The organism is Paenibacillus sp. FSL H8-0079 (assembly GCF_037991315.1).
Lineage (GTDB): Bacteria > Bacillota > Bacilli > Paenibacillales > Paenibacillaceae > Paenibacillus.
In genome coordinates this window covers 1,040,224-1,061,734 of the sequence record NZ_CP150300.1, presented here as the reverse complement: position 1 = coordinate 1,061,734, position 21,511 = coordinate 1,040,224, and the positions used below count along the sequence as shown (strand labels likewise).

At 43.7% G+C, this 21,511-nt stretch carries 16 protein-coding genes; 4 read left to right on the top strand and 12 right to left on the bottom strand.

The annotated features are described in order from the left end of the window. Positions 1 to 7: 7 nt before the first annotated feature. The 4 genes from MHI06_RS04655 to MHI06_RS04640 all read right to left on the bottom strand — a co-directional run bounded on the left by MHI06_RS04655 (position 8) and on the right by MHI06_RS04640 (position 4,305). A complete protein-coding gene (locus tag MHI06_RS04655; protein ID WP_340400626.1) occupies positions 8 to 478 on the bottom strand; it encodes an SMI1/KNR4 family protein in 471 nt (156 codons plus the stop codon). A 143-nt stretch (positions 479 to 621) separates the two neighbouring features. Next, a complete protein-coding gene (locus MHI06_RS04650; protein ID WP_340400625.1) occupies positions 622 to 2,010 on the bottom strand; it encodes a discoidin domain-containing protein in 1,389 nt (462 codons plus the stop codon). Between the two features lie 319 nt (positions 2,011 to 2,329). Next, positions 2,330 to 3,436, bottom strand: a complete 1,107-nt coding sequence (locus MHI06_RS04645) for a beta-eliminating lyase-related protein (protein ID WP_340400624.1) — start codon at positions 3,434 to 3,436, stop codon at positions 2,330 to 2,332. Positions 3,437 to 3,444: 8 nt separating this feature from the next. Further along, positions 3,445 to 4,305 carry a LysR family transcriptional regulator gene (locus MHI06_RS04640; protein ID WP_340400623.1) on the bottom strand — a complete coding sequence of 287 codons (861 nt, stop codon included), beginning with the start codon at positions 4,303 to 4,305 and terminating at the stop codon, positions 3,445 to 3,447. 181 nt (positions 4,306 to 4,486) lie between these two features. On the opposite strand from MHI06_RS04640, the gene MHI06_RS04635 reads away from it, so the two are divergent. Continuing rightward, positions 4,487 to 5,473, top strand: a complete 987-nt coding sequence (locus MHI06_RS04635) for a zinc-binding dehydrogenase (RefSeq protein ID WP_340400622.1) — start codon at positions 4,487 to 4,489, stop codon at positions 5,471 to 5,473. 1,288 nt (positions 5,474 to 6,761) lie between these two features. On the opposite strand, the gene MHI06_RS04630 is transcribed toward MHI06_RS04635, so the two are convergent. The 5 genes from MHI06_RS04630 to MHI06_RS04610 all read right to left on the bottom strand — a co-directional run bounded on the left by MHI06_RS04630 (position 6,762) and on the right by MHI06_RS04610 (position 12,556). Then, the gene (locus tag MHI06_RS04630; RefSeq protein ID WP_340400621.1) at positions 6,762 to 7,889 is read right to left on the bottom strand and encodes an NtaA/DmoA family FMN-dependent monooxygenase; all 1,128 of its coding nucleotides are present in this window, start codon (positions 7,887 to 7,889) and stop codon (positions 6,762 to 6,764) included. Positions 7,890 to 7,935: 46 nt separating this feature from the next. Continuing rightward, the gene (locus MHI06_RS04625; RefSeq protein WP_340400620.1) at positions 7,936 to 9,114 is read right to left on the bottom strand and encodes an MFS transporter; all 1,179 of its coding nucleotides are present in this window, start codon (positions 9,112 to 9,114) and stop codon (positions 7,936 to 7,938) included. A gap of 355 nt (positions 9,115 to 9,469) precedes the next feature. Continuing rightward, on the bottom strand, positions 9,470 to 9,913 hold the full coding sequence (locus MHI06_RS04620) for a MarR family transcriptional regulator (RefSeq protein ID WP_264926902.1): 444 nt from the start codon (positions 9,911 to 9,913) through the stop codon (positions 9,470 to 9,472). Between the two features lie 365 nt (positions 9,914 to 10,278). Further along, positions 10,279 to 11,124 carry a hypothetical protein gene (locus MHI06_RS04615; RefSeq protein WP_340400619.1) on the bottom strand — a complete coding sequence of 282 codons (846 nt, stop codon included), beginning with the start codon at positions 11,122 to 11,124 and terminating at the stop codon, positions 10,279 to 10,281. Positions 11,125 to 11,896: 772 nt separating this feature from the next. Beyond that, on the bottom strand, positions 11,897 to 12,556 hold the full coding sequence (locus tag MHI06_RS04610; protein WP_340400618.1) for a TetR/AcrR family transcriptional regulator: 660 nt from the start codon (positions 12,554 to 12,556) through the stop codon (positions 11,897 to 11,899). 247 nt (positions 12,557 to 12,803) lie between these two features. Here MHI06_RS04610 and MHI06_RS04605 point away from each other — a divergent pair, with 247 nt between their 5' ends. The 3 genes from MHI06_RS04605 (at position 12,804) to MHI06_RS04595 (ending at position 15,567) form a co-directional block, all read left to right on the top strand. Further along, positions 12,804 to 13,799, top strand: a complete 996-nt coding sequence (locus tag MHI06_RS04605) for an aldo/keto reductase (protein ID WP_340400617.1) — start codon at positions 12,804 to 12,806, stop codon at positions 13,797 to 13,799. A gap of 429 nt (positions 13,800 to 14,228) precedes the next feature. Then, on the top strand, positions 14,229 to 14,597 hold the full coding sequence (locus MHI06_RS04600; RefSeq protein ID WP_340400616.1) for a MerR family transcriptional regulator: 369 nt from the start codon (positions 14,229 to 14,231) through the stop codon (positions 14,595 to 14,597). Between the two features lie 181 nt (positions 14,598 to 14,778). Then, complete coding sequence (locus MHI06_RS04595) at positions 14,779 to 15,567, top strand: formate/nitrite transporter family protein (protein ID WP_169482905.1); 789 nt, start codon at positions 14,779 to 14,781, stop codon at positions 15,565 to 15,567. Between the two features lie 268 nt (positions 15,568 to 15,835). Here the strand turns inward: MHI06_RS04595 and MHI06_RS04590 are convergent, their stop codons facing one another. The 3 genes from MHI06_RS04590 to MHI06_RS04580 form a co-directional block, all read right to left on the bottom strand. Then, positions 15,836 to 16,822 carry a WXG100 family type VII secretion target gene (locus MHI06_RS04590; protein WP_340400615.1) on the bottom strand — a complete coding sequence of 329 codons (987 nt, stop codon included), beginning with the start codon at positions 16,820 to 16,822 and terminating at the stop codon, positions 15,836 to 15,838. Between the two features lie 277 nt (positions 16,823 to 17,099). After that, positions 17,100 to 18,665, bottom strand: a complete 1,566-nt coding sequence (locus MHI06_RS04585) for a glycoside hydrolase family 30 beta sandwich domain-containing protein (RefSeq protein ID WP_340400614.1) — start codon at positions 18,663 to 18,665, stop codon at positions 17,100 to 17,102. 80 nt (positions 18,666 to 18,745) lie between these two features. After that, complete coding sequence (locus MHI06_RS04580) at positions 18,746 to 21,457, bottom strand: glycoside hydrolase family 3 C-terminal domain-containing protein (protein WP_340400613.1); 2,712 nt, start codon at positions 21,455 to 21,457, stop codon at positions 18,746 to 18,748. Positions 21,458 to 21,511: the final 54 nt, after the last annotated feature.

Here is a 21,511-nt window from a genome sequence, read left to right as displayed (position 1 = left end):
TACCCTGTTAATTCATCTGTTCCTGAACCCAGATCGCCGACTCAGCCAGCATTGTCATTAATTCATTAAAGTCCACAGCAATCTCCCGAAGAGGCAGTTCTCCTGCATCGTGGATCAACATCAAAACCTTGCCGGAGATTTGATCCAGTATAGCCATACTTCCTTCACCAAATCCACCAATCGGAAAAGGCTGGAGGTCAGCTGGCAGCTCATATTCTTTCTCATATTCACGATACACTTCCAGAAAATCGGGATACGCCCAACCCAGTTCTTTAACGGAAAATAAAGCAGGATCGCCGAAGTTACATGCACCGAATTCAAGCAAAAGTGCGCGATACGCTGCGGGCAGATTCACGTTATGCTTTTGCTCAAAATCCTCAATGCTCTGTTGAGTCTCAGGAGTACACCCTTCTCCCATTGTTGTATCATAAGCTTTCACCAAAAGATCACGAATCGGTTGCAATTCTATTGACGCCACTTGAACTCCCCCTTCAATACGTGTTCAACAACCTCTTAAATGTAGCTTTCGTCACTTATCTATCTATTCCTGCAAAAAACGGCTGAATCAGGACTTTCGCCACTGATCAGCCGCTGTGTATTCAGATCTAAACAAACTACAACTTACAACGCAATACCCGTTACCTTCCATTCCAGAATGCCCGTGGAAGCAGCACCACTAGATACCATCTGAAGACGCATTTTCGTGGTGCTCACCGGATCAAAAGTCGTGGTATTGTACGTATCTGCACGAGTTCCACGGCCTTTGGCGTTCTTCACATCACGCCATGTTTTTCCGTCCCAGTATTGAATTTTGTACGAGCGAGGTACGTCAATACCGCCGTTGTCCTTGAACCAGTACACATCCGTTTGCGATACCGTATAGGTACGATCCAGATCATATTGCACCCAATGTGTACCGATCTCTGGCCAGTTCCCATACACCGCCTGTGTGCGATCGTTGGAATGTGCAGGGTCCTGTCCATCATTCAGCGCAGCAATCGTTTCCCATGGAGAAACATACGATGTCGTCACTTTCGCATTCGCAGCTACATTAACCGGTTGATTGGTGGATGGTGCAAGCGGGAAACGTGCGGTATCCTTCTTCAACTGACTCCATGTATAGCGCAGCAACCAGGCATCCCAATTTGTAATGGTAGACGAATTGCCTGCCCACATAATCGTTGGCATGGGGAAGCCACCCGGCGGACGATCCGGTACTTCATAGAAATCTGGCATGCCGAAGCCATGTCCAATCTCATGTTCAGTAATTTCAATTTCCGTGTTGTTTACGGTTCTCAGAATGTAATCATCGGAAACCCGCTGTCCCCAATCTCCGCCAGCACCGCCGCCGAAGTTGGACGTTCCCCACAGGTACATGTCAAACCGCTTGTCCAAACCGCCAGGGTAGGCATAGTTCGGATTCGTAAAATGCTCAAATCGCGACAACGCATTAGGAGCATAGGGCAAGGCTGCCGGGATCTTCGGATCAGACTTGCTCAGTTCATCCACAGATGTGGTGGTATATATGATTTCATTCGATTGCTTGTCCAGAATCTGTGCCGGATTCGCTACTGCCCAACCGACCACTTTAACGGCAATATCCCCATAAGGCCAACCGTCATAACCCTTCAAATGTTTCGTCCAGTTATTCATTTGCCGTCCCAACATCTTCTCGATATCCCTACGTTGTTGCAAGGTCACATTCTTGGTCGATTGCCAGCGCACAACATAGTTAATGGTTCCTTGACCTGCAAAAATCTGATCGTAGATCAGGTTCTTCCGATTGACCGATCCTTCCTTGATCATACGATTCGTATACACCCACTCAATGGATGATCTCAATTCCGAAGGCATATCGGATAATACAGCAGTGATCGATACGCCAGAATCGGCGGCTTCGGCGGCGTACGCCTCTCCAGACCATGCGGTACTTCCCCCCAGCAGTGTTGCAGATAACGCGAGTGACATTACAGCTAGCGTACATTTTTGACGTGAAAACATGATCTTCATCCTTTCTCCCCCTTAATTTCATGAACCGTTCTTGCTTCGCTCCCCATTCCTTGTTTGGAATATATTACCTTTAATATTTTACATGATTAAGAAAATGTTGGAATACATCGGTATACCTGTTTTTGCTTCAGGTTCATGCATTCGATCAAGTTAATCCTGTAATAAAAGTCGAACTTTGGACTAATGACATATGCTCGTTCATGAAAGTAGTTTTCATAGGAAGTTGTATAAAAGTGCACAAAAATACCCTGTCCAGCATGTGGACAAGGCAGGTTAACAACATTTAATTAATTTAGCACACAAATTTCTCTCAGACTTCTTATCTCACCTGTTTGCGCAACTCTTGGTCCAGCCATTCCAGTGCTGCACGCAGCTTGTCCTGAGGAACTTGCCCATAACGATCTCCACCAGAAAATTCAAAAGCACAGCTATTCCCACTCGTCTTGTTCAAATACGAAGTTATTGCTATGCCATGCTGTTGAGCCATTTGCACAAGAATCGGTTCAACTTCGGCAGCAGCAAGCGCAAAATGAACATGGAACATATTCGATACCGGCACCTCGGGCAATGTATGTATCCCGTGACACGCATTCAGTAGGGAGGCGAGCTCTTGAGCCTGCTCATAATAAAGCTCCATTTTGCCAATCCGTTCATTGAAATAATACTGGGAACTCAGAATATACGGATAGAGGCCGATCAGATCACCGCCATGCCGCCGTTTCCATACTTTTGACTCTTGCATCACATCCGGATCACCCGCCAATATAGCACCCGCAATGCCTCCGATTCCTTTGTAAAAGGACACATACACCGTATCAAACAGACTGCAAATCTCCGCAGGTGTCTTCTGATAATAGGGAGTAATCTCGAACAGACGCGCCCCGTCCAGATGCAGCTTAATCCCGCGTTCACGGCAATAGGCCGAGATCGCTTCCAGTTCTTCATACGCTGGCAATTGGCCGCCAATCTCGCGTTGCGGCAGTTCCAACAGCAGGCAGGCAATATCCTGATCGAGCGCTTGTACATCTTGCAAACGAATCAATCGGTCCTTGTCCGCCAGCAAAATCGATTCAATCTGGTGCAACTCTTTTAGTCCGTCTTCCTCATGGATTTCCAGATGACATAGAGGGTGATAAGCGACTCGTTTTACACCTTTGCGGTCACACCAGATCCGTAATGCAATCTGCTGCGCCATCGTTCCGCTTGGGAAAAACACCGCCGATTCCTTGCCTAGAACGTCAGCCATCTGTTGCTGAAATTCTTCAATGACGGGGCCGTTGCCATAGTGGTCACTGAACAGCTCCCCATCGATCTGCTCCAGTACGTCCTGAAGTACCTTCACTTTGCGAATGCCATGACCGCCAATAATAAAGTCTGCCTGACTAAATGCTTCCGCGAGCGTTAACGTAGTATCCTCCAAGATCATTCACTCCTTTATAGTTCTGGTTCTGTAATGATCTGTACCAAAGCGCTCAGCGCATTAGATATATGTTCACCACGGGAATACACAAATCCTACTTCCAACCGGCAATAAGGCTCAGGCAAAGACATCACTGCAATCTCGCCTCTTAATTCTGCCTTGGTAACCGAAGACCGGGGCAGCAATGATACGCCGAGCCCGGCAGATACACCATTCAAAATCGTATCCAGTGTTCCATATTCCATGACATTAAGCGTGTGGATACCCTGATCTTTCAGAAAGGATTCCGCCTGAGCCCGATGTGTGCATCCGATCTCAAAAAACAACATCGGCCTGGACAGCAGCGCGTGCATCTCATGCACCCCAGGTTCGGCGACCAACACCAATTCCTCGTCATACATCTTCATATAGTTAAGTTCAGGATGATCGATTGGACCATAGATTAAAGCGCCATGCAATTCATGTTGAATCACCTTCTGGTTCAGTTCATGCGTCCCACCCGTGACAAGCGAATGCTGTACCTCCGGGTAGCATGAAGTATATTCAGCCAAGAGTGGCGTCAGAAAAGTGGAAGCTGCTGTCTCAATGGCACCCAAACGAAGTAAGCCTGCTGGTGGGTTCCCCACTTGCGTGGCCTGCTCTGCTTCATACAGTAATTGCAAAATTCGATCCGCATACACAAGCAGGTTCTCGCCCGCCGGTGTGAGCGACATCCCTCGATTGGAACGATGAAACAGCGGTACTTGTAACTGAGTCTCCAACTGTTTGATCCGTGTGGTCACATTGGATTGCACATAATTGAGTGCGAGCGCAGCTTTACTGATACTACCTTCGCGGGCAACCGCCTGAAATATTTTCAAATCACCTGCATCCATATCCTGATCACCTGCTCGTCGTTATATCGGCATTCTGCATCATGCGATTCATGCAAAATGCTTATCTATTATTTTCAATGATACTGACAATCATTTTTGTTCATTTTACGTGAATCTACCCCATCTGTACAATGAGGCTCAGTAGTGAAGTCTAGCTACATAGACAGGAGGAATATTGAATATGAAAGCTATCGTTCATTCAGGCCAGAGCGGCCTTACAGGTCTTCAATATACAGAGTCAATGTCTCGGGCACCAGAAGCCGGGGAAGTGCAGATTCAATTAAAATCCGCTGGTATCAACCATCGGGATCTATTCATCATGGCAGAACGCGGAACCCAGAATACCCCGCTCATTCCCGGTTCCGATGGGGCAGGTATCATCGTTGAGATCGGCGAAGGTGTACGAGGATTCTCAATAGGTGATGAAGTTATTATCCACCCTACGCTTGGTTGGGAACACGCATCTGAAGTCCCCACCGTACCCGATATTGTTGGTGGCCCTACGGATGGAACGCTCGCGCAATATATAACCTTGCCTGCTGAAAATGCCCTGCCTAAGCCAGCCCACCTATCCTGGGAAGAAGCAGGCGTGCTGTCCCTTTCCGCGCTGACAGCCTATCGTGCTTTATTCACTCGCGGCGTATTGAAGCAAGGTGAACATCTCCTCATTCCCGGCATTGGCGGTGGTGTAGCGACCTATGCCCTTCTCATGGCGGTAGCCGCTGGTGCCACGGTGACCGTCACCTCCAGAAGTGAAGCCAAAAGAAATGAGGCACTTCGCTTGGGTGCTACCCATGCATTGGATAGTCATGCCGATTGGAGTACGCACGATCTGGAACCTGTGGACATCATCTTGGATAGCATCGGACAAGCCATGTTCCCCAAATATTTTGATATAATCAGACCAGGTGCACGTATCGTGATGTATGGTGCCAGCTCGGGGGATGATCTGACCGTTCCCATTCGCTCTATCTTCTTCCCACAGGTCAGTCTGATCGGCACCTCTATGGGCAGCCGTGAGGAGTTTGTCCAGATGCTGCAATGGGTGGAGCAACATGACATACATCCTGTAATCGATGGCGTATATCCGTTGCAAGACGCAGCGAAAGCATTTGAGCGTATGGAAAAAGGCGAGCAGTTTGGCAATCTGGCTATACGAATTGATTGATGCTAGATTGTAGTCCACTATATATAGAAGGAATTGAATGGAATCAAATTGAATTGGATCGAGCAAATTCAAGACTAGGGTGAGTCTTCAAACTCAGGCAAGCTATACGATGATGGATCTCACCATCTAAAAAAGTCTTGAAGTTCAAGCCGATTGATCCTGGCGAAGGCTCGACGATTTTCTAAGGAACTCAGGACGTCTTATTCGGCCTCCAGGTACTCTTTCTAAATTGTAAGGAATATCAGACACATTATTTTCCAAAATTCACTGGCAAAACCGCTGCAAACGGTTGTTTTTTCGGATACAGCGTGTCTCATGTTCCTTAGATTTCCGCGGGCGCTTCAAATCCTTGAATAAGAAGTCTCAGATTCGTCAGCGCTTGCAATAGTTTGTTCATTCTATTAATCATTCAGGAGGTATCGATATGGATAATCGATTTCATTTGGTAGAATTGGTACGCAAACTGATGGACGCCGAAGGAACCCAACTAAAAGTATCTACATAAAATCATATGTACATAAATCTTATTTTAATCCGAAAGCCTTGTCCGTCTAAAAAAATGTCATTGTGTTAACTGTACATAATTATAGTACTGTACATAAGTAACACTTTGATATCTATGAGTGTACATAAATATTGTGTAGCCTCCTTTGTTTGTTGTTCTGCTTTTTCCTTTCTAATGGGTCCCTGTCTATAATATCGTGATTTTTGTAAATTCATTTATTTCTTAAATACTCTTATTTGCTTCGATATTACCATAACTCTACTCTATTAACCCATAAAACAATTTCCTGAACATTCGGAAGATTTTTACGGTTTTATTCCTACGATATAGTACACACCTGAGGACTTAAACTCCTTAACATCTGCTCCGGAATTCTTTGTTTCCGATCCAAACCCAGCGACCAATCTTGCTACCTTGACCATCCTGGAACGGCTTTGCATCCGGGAGTTTCGTCTTTCGTATTCAATAAAAACTTCCATCGTTGCTTTTTCACTTGCTGCTGCAGCTGATCCTTTCCCATCATGTTAGCATTCACTATTCCTATTAATGCTAACATGATTTTATGGTGAGTGATGGATGTAATGTACTCTCCAGCATTTTCTGCAACAAAAACCCGTTAATCATCACTTCATAGATTAACGGGTTTTATAATAAACACCTCAACTGATTAAGCTTAGTAAGAACCTATCACTGTAACAAGTATAATTCTCTTAACTTATCCACGATTTATTTAAATGTTATTCAAGATATAAAAGAGTTCACAACAGCTGTGGCTAATTTTTTTCACATTGAATATCTATTTTCTGGATAGGGCAAACCTAAATTACCACATAAAGTATGTGATTCGTATTCCGTACGGAAGATTCCTTTTTCTTGCAAAATAGGAATAACTAAATTGATGAAGTCATCGAATCCTGACGGATGCTCCTGTCTGATCTTTAATAGGTCCATCGCACCCGCCTCATACCATTGTTCAATTTGATCTGCTACTTTTTCTGCAGAACCAAAAAATTTAGGTTTGAGTATTCTGTACCCAGGCATTAAGCTTTCTAATTCTTGAAATTTTTCTTCAGCTTCTCTATCTGTACGTCCTACAATCGGATTATGCGAGAGTGTAATTATGAAATCATCAGGCGAACGGCCTTCTAATGCGACCCTTCTCTTCACCTCATGACTGAATGCTTTAGCATCCTCTAAGTCATCAGAAGGGAGGAATACTCCGTCAGCATGCTTTGCGGCAATATTCATGAAATCCGAAGAGGAGCCCGCTTGGAAAATCACGGGTCTTCCTTGTCTCGAACGGCTAATATTTAACGGGCCATCCACTGAAAAATACTCCCCTTTAAAGTTTAGAGCGTGCATTTTTTTCGGATTAAAGAATATACCGCTTTGCTTATCCCGTATAAAAGCGTCATCCTCATAGGAGTCCCATAGGCCTTCAACTATCTCTAAAAACTCTTTTTTCATAGGATACAGATCTGCTTTTGAAAGATGGTTGCGGCTATAATTTGCTAATCCTCCCGGATTTGAAGTTATGGCATTCCAGCCTGCACGTCCATTACTAATTTTATCTAAAGAAGCCATCTGTCGGGCAACGGTGAATGGATCTGCATAGGAAGTAGCAATGGTTGCAGTTAGCCCGATTGAATGAGTCACCATGCTTAAGGCAGAGAGAATAGTTACACCTTCGAACATGCTCAGATAATGTGGGATCATATTCGGTCCTATATGGCTGACGTCAGTTAAAAAGATAGTGTCAAACTTTCCTTCTTCTAATCTTTTAGCTTTTTGTACATAGTACTCTATGCTCTCACTAGCATTAGCTGGCATATCTGGGTGACGCCAACCCATATAATTCCACCCAACTCCATCTATGGTACCACCAATTTTAAGTTGTCTTTTCTCTTTCATGTATATCTTCCCCTTTCATTTTAACTTGTTTGTTGAAACATGCGTATTATCCGTTTAATCTGGTCTTGACATTGGAACGGAACAAAGCGAATGAAATTGCAAAAATACTAATTGCAACGACAACTGAAGCAGCGGCTACCAAACTGACTGATTGAATGGATAATCCGGCAGTGACCAGCCCTCCGAAAGCCGCACCCGTAGCCATCCCAAGTTGCAAGACGGAGCTGTTTAAACTAAGAATAATTCCGGACGCCTCTGGAGCGATGGAGACGAGGTTGTACTGCAGGGTTGGCCCTGATGTCCAAGCAGCAATCGCCCAAACCATAAGCAAAACAAAAGTGACAATATACGACCCTGCTATGGTAGAGAGCATTATAAGAGCAAGAGCATTAACAGACATACCGAAAAATAGTGTACGGGCGAAGCCTAAACGGTCCGTCATAAATCCACCGAGCTTGGAACCAATTAATGTTGCAATCCCGAGAACAAGTAGAGTAAGGCTTAATGCTCGTTCGCTCATCGGTGAGACGGTATTCAGGAAAGGTGTAATATACGTATAAAATACCGCGTAACCAATAAATAAAAAGAATGTCACGCAGAGAGAGAAAGTAATCTTTGAATTCTTCAAAAGTGCGAGTTGTTTGCTAAGAGGAACTGGCGCTTCGTTTTTTGTTGCAGGAATCATTCTAGCGACAGCAAAAATTGCTAGGAGACATAAGAGACCGATGCCCCAATAAATTACCTTCCAATCGAATGATGCAGCAATGAAACGGCCTATGGGGACTCCAATGACAAGAGAAGCACTAAATCCCATTGTCACAGTAGCCAGGGCACTCGCCTGATGACCTCGTGGTGATAATTTTGCTGCGAGGGAGAAGGCAGTGACAATAAAGACTCCCATTCCAACTCCGAGTACAATGCGTGACAGCATCAAAAATCCGAAACCAGAAAAAATGACCGTCATAGCACTTCCTAGAACAGTTAAAGAGAGAGCCAATATCAACTGTTTACGCTGATCTAACTTCGCTGTTGCTAAAATAATGATAGGCGTGCCTATTGCATTGGCTAATGCAAATAGGGTAACAAGCTGACCAGCAGCAGAGACGGTTACACCAGCATAATCAGCAACTTTGTCCAAAATGCCCACAAAGACATTTTGCGAAGTGCCGACTAAAAGGCTGATTAGGGTCAGCAAGTATATCTGTAGTTTCCAAGTTTTACTCATTTTATTAATCCACCTTGTAATCGATAATTTGTAATTCTGAAAATATTGAGCTGAAATATGATTACTTGAATCTTCATCTCATTCCAAAAAATTAAACACACTTTAAATACTCTAGTGAAAAGGGTAGTATGCTTCTTTCAAGATGATTGGGCGCTTTGTTACTCCAGTGATACTCGTAACTGCTTAGCTATCCAATGCTACAGCTTAAACTAATATTTAGTATTACTAAATATATAAACAGAGTGTCTTCTCATTATTTTCAATATAATTAACATATTCACCTCAATTCATCCTACAATAATATTTATTTAGGTAAACTAAATAATAAGACGTGTTAAAGAGTTCTGTCAAGAAATTATCTTTTAATATTTTTTTCCATGCGTTGTAGCCAGACTCGCATTAAGGATATTTCTTCATTCGTAAATCCTTCTTGCATTTTCTGTTCAATAACATCAATTGTATGCAAATTCTTTTCTTCTTGCGCTTTACCTGTCTCTGTAAGAAATATTCTTTTCACACGTGCATCTTTTGAATCAACCTTCCGGATCACCCAACCCCCTGCAACCAAGCAGTCAATAAGATTTGATAACGATGCAGGACGGATATTTAACTTCTCCAATATCTCTTTTTGAGTAAGTCCATCTCCTGTTTTCCATAAACAGCGTAATACATCTATCTGGGCAGAAGAGAGTCCGTCTTCTAATTTAGCGCATATTTGGTTGGTGAGGTGTGTTAAGTCACGAGAAATCCGTTTAATCGAAAAAAAGGTACCACCTTGATCATTCATTTTATCATCCATTTATTTAACCTCCCTAAACTTTATTTTGTAACATTTGTTGACTGAATGTCAACCTTGATTAAAACATGAGAAAATCAGTTATGTCGACGTGCATATGTTCCGTAAGCACCAAGTTCACATTCAATTTAACTTTGCCATAGGAGTGTCATTTAATGAATAAATCCTCTTACGTAATTTCGGCAATCAGTACAAGTTCGTGTCCTTGTCTCTGGACACGAACTTGTACTGATAAAATAAAAAAGCCACTAAAATAGCGACTTTAATGGGATTATGTTCTTGTCCCTCGACAATTCTTGGTTAATCCCAAACCACTTCTGTTTCTACAATAAAGTCGTGAATCGCACATCGATCCTTACGTATAGAGATCATAAACTTACCACTTCATATTCTGAATCTGTTAACATTGCATGCAACTTATGTAACCCATTTTTCTTCTCTCTGAAAAATTCTTCTACATACTCTTCTTTTACAATATGAACTAAGTAACTAGACTCTCTATTGTAATAGGGTGATATGTAGTTAAACGACACAAGTACATAATCTGTATCTTTAACTATGACATCCTCCTCATCTACCCGTGCCTCAAATAATTCACCTCTAAAAATAATTACTGGCTCGTATAATTGTAAAAAATGAGAATAAAATGGATCATCATCTTCAATATCATTAATATCTCCCGAACCTTCTCTAGGTCTTAAATAACTACTTTCATAAAGATGTTCGAGTGCTTTCACCACCCCCGTCAGAGCTTTGAATATGTCATCCCTCCCAGCATTTCTAGTAAATGCCTCGTAGAAAGATCTCGCCAAACGTCCTTGATAATTAGTTATTTCCTGGATAAATCTAATACGATTACCATGCGAACTATTAAATCCAGATTCATGTTTAATAATTGAATAAAAATCATGAAATTTTTCATATACATTTTGTTCTGTTGTGAAAAAGATCCATGGGTGCTGATTAGCTTGTTTCAGCTCTATAGGAAAAATCATACTAGTTTCTACGAAATGCGTTGAATTAAAATCCTCAGTCGCAACAGTACATTCCGCTATTAAGTCAATTTCCCTACCTTTGTTCTCATCTTTATCAATGTAAAAATTGTTATAAGACAACGTCCAATCACATTTCTTAATGATTTCTGCTGCTTTTAATTCAAATGGAAATCCCGTTTTTTTTATATCTTGAATAATTTTATTGGTCAGTTCACTCAATAAATTCACTCCTTTTCAGAGAACTTAATTTAAAATACCCTACCAAATAGTAGGGCATTTACCGGTAGCTTCCGTATTATTTCATTCTATATTATAGATATTAGGTAGTCAAAGTGGCTGTCTTGTTTTCTGGCTCCAGGTCTCCCTTGCAAGGATTATTAAAATCGGACGAGATTACGCATGCGTGCTGACTCGTGATGGAATGGCTCCTTTGTTTCGGGTCGTCATTGCAGAGGCCAAGCAGTTCCCCGAGCTCAGTCTTTTTCATTATTGAATTGAGTGAAGGTGCTGTTCAGCAGAAATTGACGCAATATTTATGTGATGAAGTTCAATTGGGTAATATAAACCTGCCGGATGCGGCAAAAACGGCTAACGAATTTATGAGTGTAATTGCCGGGCAGGTGCTATGGCCCAAAATGTTGCTGCTTGATTTCAGTATCTCCCGAGAGCAGGCTTTTCAAATAGCGGACGAGGCTGCACATATGATAATAAATAAGTATGCTCGCTAAAACAGACGAATACGAGTGATCTCCTGTAATGAGATTCCCTCGTATTCGTCTGTTTTACGTTCTAGTCTTAAACGCACTTTATTTAAAAGAAATGAAACTGATTATTGATCTAATCAACTTATTCATGTAATAGAAGAAAAGGCGAGAATAGGAACGCCCTTGGTCGTGTGCCGCCGTGCGTTTCATTCGCGCCATTTTCTATGCTTATAATGTATCATGGAAAATCCGTCATATGATGCTCAAATTATTCTAAATTGCTAAGTTTAATATAAGTTTTTTGAGATTTTTTGTGCCATATACTCAATTCTAGGAATCATCAAGTTATCATCTATCATTATAATTTTATCAGGTTTAAACAACTGGAATTTCTTTAGATTGTAATAGTCAAATAGCACTTGATACACGGTCAAATGGTTCTCCATCAAGTACTTTACATCTAAAACATTACTTAGAATCTCATCTTGCATAACGATAAGCCTACCATCAATCTTATTGAAATAACCCTCTTTTATTCCTTCATCATAAAAAGCCAATTCCTGATCTTCTCGTTGCTTCATAGCTACTTCTAGTCGCTCATAATTCTCAGGATAACTACTTTCAAGATCCCTTAGGAAAATATCTGTGAAGAACTCTTTTAATAAGATTGTTTGTTCAAATGTTTGCTGAAATCGCTGAACAATTACTTGGTCAGAGTCCGAATCTTCAATAATTTCGTAGATATATTCTACACAAATACTCACAATAAACGTTATGATATCTTCTTTGGTAGAGAAATATTTATATAAAGTGGCCCTACTTATATCCATGATTTTTGCGATTTCATCCATCTTTAGACTTTGAAATCCATTTTTTTTAACGTACGTTAACAATCTGCTAGTAAGAGTTATCCTCATATTATGTTGTTTTTCATTCTGCCGTTCCATCTAAGCGCCCCCTAATTACCTTATATTATATCTCATAATCATCATTTTAAACAAATTATACTAAATAGACACTTTATATTCTTTTTGTTTACTTTATTCACCTTCTCATGATATTATGTTTTTGTTCCTATGAATAACAGAGATGAAAATTCATATTGAACGAACTAAGATTGGATACCTTTTTTAATTAGCCTTTAAACACTTAGGTGATAACATTTTAATTTTCACTATTTAAGGAGGAACAAAAATGCAAACTCGAAGTCTTGGTCAACAAGGTTTAAAAGTCTCTTCTATTGGTTTGGGTACTATGGGGATGTCAATGGCATACGGTCCTTCCAATGAAGATGAAGCAATAGCAACTATTCGTCGAGCTTATGAGCTTGGAGTTAATTTCTTTGATACAGCAGAATTATACGGATATGGAACTGGTCACAATGAACAGTTGCTGGGTAAAGCTGTAAAGGATTTTCGTGACAAGGTAGTACTAGCTACCAAATTTGGATTTGACATGACAGCCGAACCACTCGGAGCACGTTTTAATAGCCGTCCAGAAAATATTCGTAAAGTAGCAGAAAACAGCCTTCGCTATCTGCAAACGGATTACATTGATGTTTTCTATCAGCATATCCCAGATCCCGATGTTCCTATCGAGGAAGTAGCTGGAGTCGTTGGAGAGCTTATTCAAGAAGGTAAAGTTAAATATTTCGGTTTGAGTAACACGGGTTCAAAAACGATTCGTAAAGCTCATGCGGTTACCCCAGTTTCTATGCTTCAGACTGAATACTCCATATTCGAGCGTGAGATTGAGGAAAACGATATACGCACGACTTTGAATGAACTGGGTATAGGTTTAGTGCCTTACTCTCCTTTAGGCAGAGGGTTCCTAACAGGTGCTGTTAAACCGGCTCAAGAGTACGCCGAAGACGATATGCGTCGTCATGACGAGCGTTGGCAAGGTGAAAACTATATCTATAATCTACGAGCAACGGAACAACTTAATGAACTGGCCTCTAACAAGGGTATTTCTGTAGCCGAATTGGCACTAGCTTGGCTTCTCGCCCAGGGAGAAGATATTGTCCCGATTCCGGGTACGCGAAGTGCTAAGCGGGTTGAGCAAAACGTTGCTGCTGCTAACGTCAATCTTACAGAAGCTGATCTTCAGCGTATCAAAGAAATCCTCCCACACGGATCAGCAGGTAGTCGGTATCCTGCCTCAATGATGGAGATCTTCACAAGCGATTGATAATTTTGTTTATAGAATACTAAATTTAAATATAAATTAAAAAAGCAGTTGACTAGAATTTATTCATAGTCAACTGCTTTTTTAATTGACCACTTAAAATTCTATATCGCTCTGTTGAATAATCCTATAATTTCTAGTGTATGTCTTCGATGCTTTTCAGTAATTTGCGTGGAAAAGTACTGCTGCTAAAATCACGTCGAAATGACAAAAAGTTTCTTTGCGGGAATACCCTTGAATGCATCTGCAATCATTCGTTTTATGGGCTTCTTCGTTTTTTATTAACCAGTTATCATCTTCCACCCCAGAAGGGTTCATACATCCGTTACAATCCCGGCAATCTCGTGTCCAGGAACGAATGGATAATTCAACCGAAACCCTCAAGTTAACTCCAGGTCAAGTATACTCCTAGTAGAAAGGAATTCATTGTACATGACATATTCAATCAGTGAAGTTGCTAAAAAATTAGACCTCACGGTATATACATTGCGTTACTACGACAAGGAAGGACTCATGCCTTTTGTAGAACGTACCACGAGCGGAACACGCTTGTTCAAAGACTCCAACATTGACTTTCTGAAGATCATTCAATGTCTGAAACTCACTGGGATGACTATTAAAGACATTAAGAATTTCGTTATGTTTACGGAGCGAAAAGCTATTGTGGAAGGAAAAATGGAGGAACTACAAAGAACCATGGAAGTCTTTGAGCACAAATGTTCATACTACGAAACTGCTTTGGAAGCTGGAACCGAAGAGATTCACGAAATTAAACGGATAGAAAATGCTCTCACCAATTGAAGACACGCACAAAAAAATAGCTGCATCATTTTGAACGAACAGAAGATCAAAAGATCGAGATTCTCAGATCCTGTATGTATCCATATCCGGTTAAATAATCAGCATTCCAAGCTACCCCCTCCCTAATTTCCATAATTTCGTTATAATGGTAAGCAAGACATCATGCTACTGGAGGAGAATTATGGAAACGGAAGCTCTACGCAATGTGGAACAACTAGCTTTGAAGAAACACAAGATTTACAAACAAAGCTTAATCAGATACCTTGCACGCTCCATGCTGGCCAGTATGTTTATCGGATTCGGCGTCATCGTGGCGTTTAAGACAGGTAACTTCTTTTATATGGAACAGTCCCCGTTCACCTATCCGATGGCAGCAATTACGTTTGGTGCGGCTATCATCCTGATCGCCTATGGTGGCGGTGATCTGTTCACAGGAAATACCTTCTATTACACGTATGCGGCGCTGCGCAAGAAGCTGCGTTGGTTTGAAGTCATCAAGCTGTGGATTGCGAGTTATAGCGGTAACCTGATGGGTGCAGCCGTGTTTGCCCTGTTAATTTACCTGACGGGATTATTCGACTCATCTCAGGTGAATGGGTTTCTGTTAAGCGTGGTGGAGCACAAGATGGAAGTTCCGACCATGCAGCTCTTTTTCCGGGGAATCCTGTGTAACTGGCTCGTATGTATGGCGTTCTTTGTCCCGATGTTCATGAAGGAGAATGGAGCCAAAATGTTCGCCATGATGCTCTTTGTGTTCTGCTTCTTCATCTCGGGATATGAGCACAGCATTGCCAATATGTGTACGTTCGCGATTGCACTCGTGCTGAACCATCCGGGGACAATCTCATTTGAAGGTGTGATTCACAACCTGGTTCCCGTGACGTTGGGCAATCTGGTGGGCGGTGTGCTGCTGATGGGCTTTATGTATTATGCGGTGAACAAACCGTTTCTGGATGAAGAGACGCATTAAGCTTTGGCAAAAAAAGACTTCCTTTCAGCCCGGTCTGTTGACCGTGGCTAATCGGTAAGATTAACCCAAAACACCCCGGCAACCTTCCCATCTCAGGGAGAAGGTTGCCGGGGTGTTTCTCTATGGGCAGGCTCAACGTTAAGCCGCCTGCCCTTCACACTTTTAGCCATATGTCATCCAACCACATGGTTCCATGCTGTGGGTCGACAAGCAGGCAGCAATCAGGTCTCCCCCTGCGTTGCCGCTTGCTTGTCGACCCATCCGTGGCTTAATAGTAATCACGCCACGGAGTATATTCAATATCGTTGTCGCCGCGCGTGACCACAATCATATTCTCCATTTTGCCCGTATCCTTATTGGTCCGGTAGATCATCGTACGTGTCTCACCTTCTTCCGGCACAGAGAACAGGAACTTGTCCGCAACGAAGGAAGAACCAAGTCCAGTGGCATGTTCTGTAAAGGCAGAGCCCGTCTTGCTTGTGAGCAGCAGACCAATGCCGTAGCCTGTAGCCGTTTGTGCCACTTTGCCAAAGAGATGCTCTCCTTGACTGGTCGTGTGCGTTTGCTCCGAATACTTATACTTTTCCGTATCCTTGCTATAGTCCACCACATTGCCCTGTTTATCCAGACTGATGGTGGTCGTTTCACCCTTGTCGCTTTTCACCTGATACGTACCCACGATGGAATCCTCGGTAATTTTCACCGTCTTGCCCGTATTGGGGTCAGTCTGATAGATTACATCTTCATACTGAAGCCGAATGATGTTCATGCTGGCCTGAATCTGCTGCGCCAGTTCTTCATCACCCACCTCTTCGGCTTTCTTCAGCATTTCCTCATAGTTTTGGTACTTCTCGGCATCCTTCTCATCCCATTCATCCATGTTCTTTGGTGGGCCTGACGTTTTGCCTATACCATCGCCTTTTTGTTTACCCATGGTTGTAAGCGTCTGTGCTGCGGTCAAAGCCGCCATAAGCGCCTTGTTCACCGCATCTTCATCCGTTGTACGGAAACGCTCGGCAATTTTCTTAAGCTCCGATTGAATGGACAGAACCAGTTCCAGAACAGATTTCATCGTGCCTTGAGCTGTTGAATAATCGTTATAAAAACGCTCCCGCTCCATGCCATCCCAGTTGCTGCGCATGACACTCATCTTGCTATCCAGCGCGGACATGAAGCCCGATAATTGCTGATGCGCCTGAGCAAACTGCCCACTGACCGTCTCCAGTTGTTCCGGTGTCACCTTGATCTGTGTCATGCTGCACACTCCTCTTCGTGGTCATTTATATCCCATGGTTAACCGATGTATTACCCGAACAGCACTCTCCCAGATCTCGACCAATTTGTCATGATCCTGTTCCCGATATACAACGACTAACATGTCCAACGTATTCTCCTTTTCTACTACAAGTAAAAGGTTATGTAAAAGCCCGATCCTGAGATCGGACTTATTTAATACATCAAATTTGAAATAACTCTACGTGTATTTTACCATGTCCATCATTCAATCTGTACCCATAATTTCCAAGCTTGAGTCAACGTTCTACTCCCGTTTTTGAGTTCCAACGGAAGGTTGCTGCCGATTTGGAAGGCAGTACATATTGAAACGAATCTCTGTCCATAACTACATCAAAGGAAACTTCTACCTCACCCGTGTTAGCTGCAACCAGCACGATCGTTCCATCCGGATTGTGGAAAGCTACATTCTCGATCTGGCCATGCTCCTGTGAGGACTCGATCCTTACGGCTCCCGGACGTACATAACGACTGATGTGGCCCAGTGCATAATACTCGACATTTCTAGTGATTTCATCACGCTCCGGGTCAATCGTCACAACCCCACGGCAGTTCTCACAGCCACCGTTCGTGGGACCACCTTGCGGATTGAGTGCAATGTTCCAGAGCAGCACATTCTTCGCCCAGTTGCGCGGCGCACCAATGATGAGATTGGACATCTGCCAACTCAGATTCTCGCCAAAATCAGGACTCCACTCCCCACCACTACATTCGGTAAAATAAATATGTTTGTCCGGGAAGCGATCATGCACTTCCGACATGGCAGATGGATCACCTGCATAACAGTGGAAAGCAGATCCATCGATATAATCAGCAGCCTGCTCATCACCAAGCACCTCGCTGGTATATTCGACCGCCTGATCCCAGTTATGATCATAAGCGATGATTCGCGTATCAAGTCCCGCATCTTGTAGCGCCGGGCCGAGGTAATCCCGAATGAACCTGGCTTGTTCTTCGGCGCCCATACTCATACTCGGATATTTATCCGAGGTGAACTCCGGTTCATTTTGCAACGTAATCCCGTAGATGGGAATGCCCTTTGCCTGATAAGCTTCAATATATTTTACAAAATATCTCGCGTACGCTTCATACACCTGGGGATCGTTATAATCCAGATACCAGCCGTTAGTGGTCTTCTCCCCATATTTCATCCAGGCCGGGGCCGTCCACGGTGTGCCCAGCACTTTAAGATCCGGTTTCAAACCAGCTACACGCTCCAGCATATTCACGACTTCCTGATCCTTCTCGATCGAAAATTGTTCCATCTCATAATCCGTGCCGGACTCGATATCATCATAGGTATAACTTGAAGCCACACCTGATTCATCTACCGAATAATCGGAGGCACCAATCGTATGACGCACCATATCCATGTTCAAGCCTTCCGTCGAGAACATCTCCTTGAGTAGTTGTTCTTGCTGCTCCTCCGGAAGCTGATTAATCAGATGTGCCGACGAACCCGTCATCGCTGCGCCAAAACCATCCATGGTCTGATATGTCTTGTCCGGGTCAATCTGTATGGTAAACTCGGACGAAGACGTGTCTGACTCCTGCATTGCAGAATCTGAAGAACTTGTTTCTACATTATGGTGGTCTGTAATTGGAATAGACTTCTGTGGTGTAAGCAGATTTTGCTGATCTCCCGTCGTTAACCAGACTTCGGCCGCTGTCTGCTTGTCCGCAATCGGTGGAGGAATGGATTGTTCATTTCGGTTGAGGATAAGCCAAATTCCTGCACCGACACAACAAACAGCGATTAACAGGATGATCCATCGTTTGGGATGCTCTCGCCAGCCTATGCTCATCACGCTTCACTCTCCTTCCATTGTGGAAAAAGCCGTGGCCATTCGGCCACGACTCATTTTCAATCTCCCTTATTGCACTTTTATTTACCGGACTTACTTCCGAAATTCACACTGCCTGTCAGACGGATATCATCCGATGCACTGCCAACATACACTTGAACTTTACCCTTCGGCATTACCCATTCATGGGATGCTTCATCCCAATAGGACAATGCGCTGCGATCCAGTTGAATGTTAACCCGTTGTTGCTTGCCTGCTTTCAGATCGACCTTCGCCCAGCCAGCAAGTTGTTTCTCTGGTGTCTCCACTTTGGTTGGCAGATTGCCTACATAGACCTGTACGACTTCTGCACCGGCAACCTTACCGGTATTGCGCAGGTTCAGGGATACTTCTACAGTTTCCTTATCGCCTTTACCTGTGTTTTTCACATGCAGATTACGATAATTAAAATCGGTATACGACAGTCCGTGTCCAAAGGCGAACGCCGGTGTCATGCCTTCTTTGTCATATCCTTTGTACCCTACAAAGATACCCTCGGAGTAGTTACCCACCCCATTCACACCTGGGAATTGTTCCGCAGTGGATACCGGGGTCTGGGAATCATCTGATGGGAACGTCACCGGCAACTTACCAGATGGATTCACATCACCAAACAGCACACGTGCCACTGCATTACCTTGTTCCTGACCTGCGTACCAAGCTTGAACGATGGATGGCACTTCTTTTTGCCAGGAGTCCATCTCGACAGCACGACCACTCATTTGCACTACGATCGTTTTCGGATTGGCTGCCGCTACTTTGCGGATCAGCTGTTCCTGGTTATTCGGCAGTTCCAGATCGGAACGGTCTACATAACCTTCACTGTCATACGTACGTGTTACCACAACGGCAACATCGGATTTTTTCGCCAGATCGACTGCTTTTTGCATTTTGATATCAACAGCGTCTTCTGGAGCTTCCCAGCCAAAACGAACCTGTGCGCCCATATCATGATTGGACTGTACCGGGAAATCCGTACGATACTCAATCCGAATATTGTGGGACTCGCCTTCTTTGAACGTGATTTCTTTCTTCGTTGTACTCAATGTTTCACCTTGATTGTCTACGAGTAACTCATCATCCACATACAGTTTCGCAGAACCGAGACTGGTCAGGGACAGCTTATATTCACCCGTTTGAGGCGCTGTAATTGCCCCTGTCCAACGAGCAGACATCTTGGCATTGAACTTCGTTGGTGTCACCGGAAGCTTGGAAGATTGTGCATTAAAACCTTCATAGTTGTAGAATCCAAGATTCATGTTGACCTGATTATCTGTACGAACCAGCGAAGGGTTACCCTCCATATCTTTATTCGTCCAGTATTCAGCACGCAGACCGTATTCCGCACGATCTGTACCATAGTCTCTTTCACTTTCCTGAGCATCCCCTGGCGATAACAGAGTGGAAGGTACGGCGGATGGTCCATTAAATGCATCTCCTGCGGAGATTGGATCGGTTCCAGCTGCATATTTTACATCCACACCGTTACCGGCACGGTTACGAATGCCTTGCAGTGGACTTACGGTATACGTCGGATTAACCAGACTGCTACCTCCACCAGCAGCAGATGCATTATCTGCATCCGGTCCGATGACAGCGATCGATTTCACATTTTTCTTGGAAAGCGGCAGCGTATTATCGTTGTTTTGCAAAAGAACCATGCTCTCTTCTGCAATTTCACGTGCCTGTTTGCCGTCTTTCTTGGCATTGATTTGTGTATTCGTTACAGGGTTATCGAACAGCCCTTTATCGAACATTTGAAGCAAAATGCGTCTAACCTTCTCATCAATAGTTTGCTCGCTGACTTCGCCATTGTTCACGGCTTCCAGCAACTTGTCTCCCCATTTACCGTAAGGCTCTCCAGGTGTCTCCAGATCCAGACCCGCATTGGCGGATTTGGCTGTGCTGAAGTTTGCACCGTAGTCACTCATGACGAACCCTTCGAAGCCAAACTGATCCCTAAGGACATCCGTCAGCATCTCCTTGTTCTCACAAGCATATGTACCGTTCACCTGGTTAAATGAACACATTGCCGAACCGAGATCCGCTTTTTCGACCATCGCCTGGAACGGACGTGCATAGACTTCCTGAATGGCACGTTCGCTGGCTGTTGCATTGGTCGTGAAACGTTCCGTCTCCTGGTTGTTCAGGATATAGTGCTTCGCCGTAGCGATTACCGGATTACTTTGAATCCCGTTCACATACGCTGCACCCATGCCGGAAGCCAGTAGCGGATCTTCCCCCAGCGATTCGAAGTTCCGGGAACCCCATGGTGTACGTGCAATATCCAGCCCAGGGCCGAGCACTACATTATGTGTTGTATCATGTGCTTCCTGACCGATCAGATCACCATATTTCTTGGCCAGATTGGTATCCCAGGAAGCGGCAAGCGCGATGGGCGCAGGCAATGCCGTGGACTTTTTGTCCTGCACATCCGGGTTAGCCACACGTACCCCTGCAGGTCCGTCTGCCATCTGTAATGCCGGAATGCCGAGGCGCTCCAATCCATCATTATAGAAACCATAATAGTTATTTACTTTACCGGTTACGAATCCAACTTTCTCCTCCAGCGTCATCTCCTTGAGCAGCAGCTCGGTGCGTTCCTCCGCAGACAAGGATTTGTTCATCCAAGGCCGATCAGCCCCGGATTCCGCCTCCGCGGCGAAGGCGTGTAGCGGCATAGCCGCAACCGCCACGATGATTAATAACATAAACCATCGTTTGAGGAAAATCAGATTGAGTCTTCTGTTCATGTTGTAAGTTCTCCTTCTCTCTTGATCATTTTTCTTGTGCACATCTTGAATACA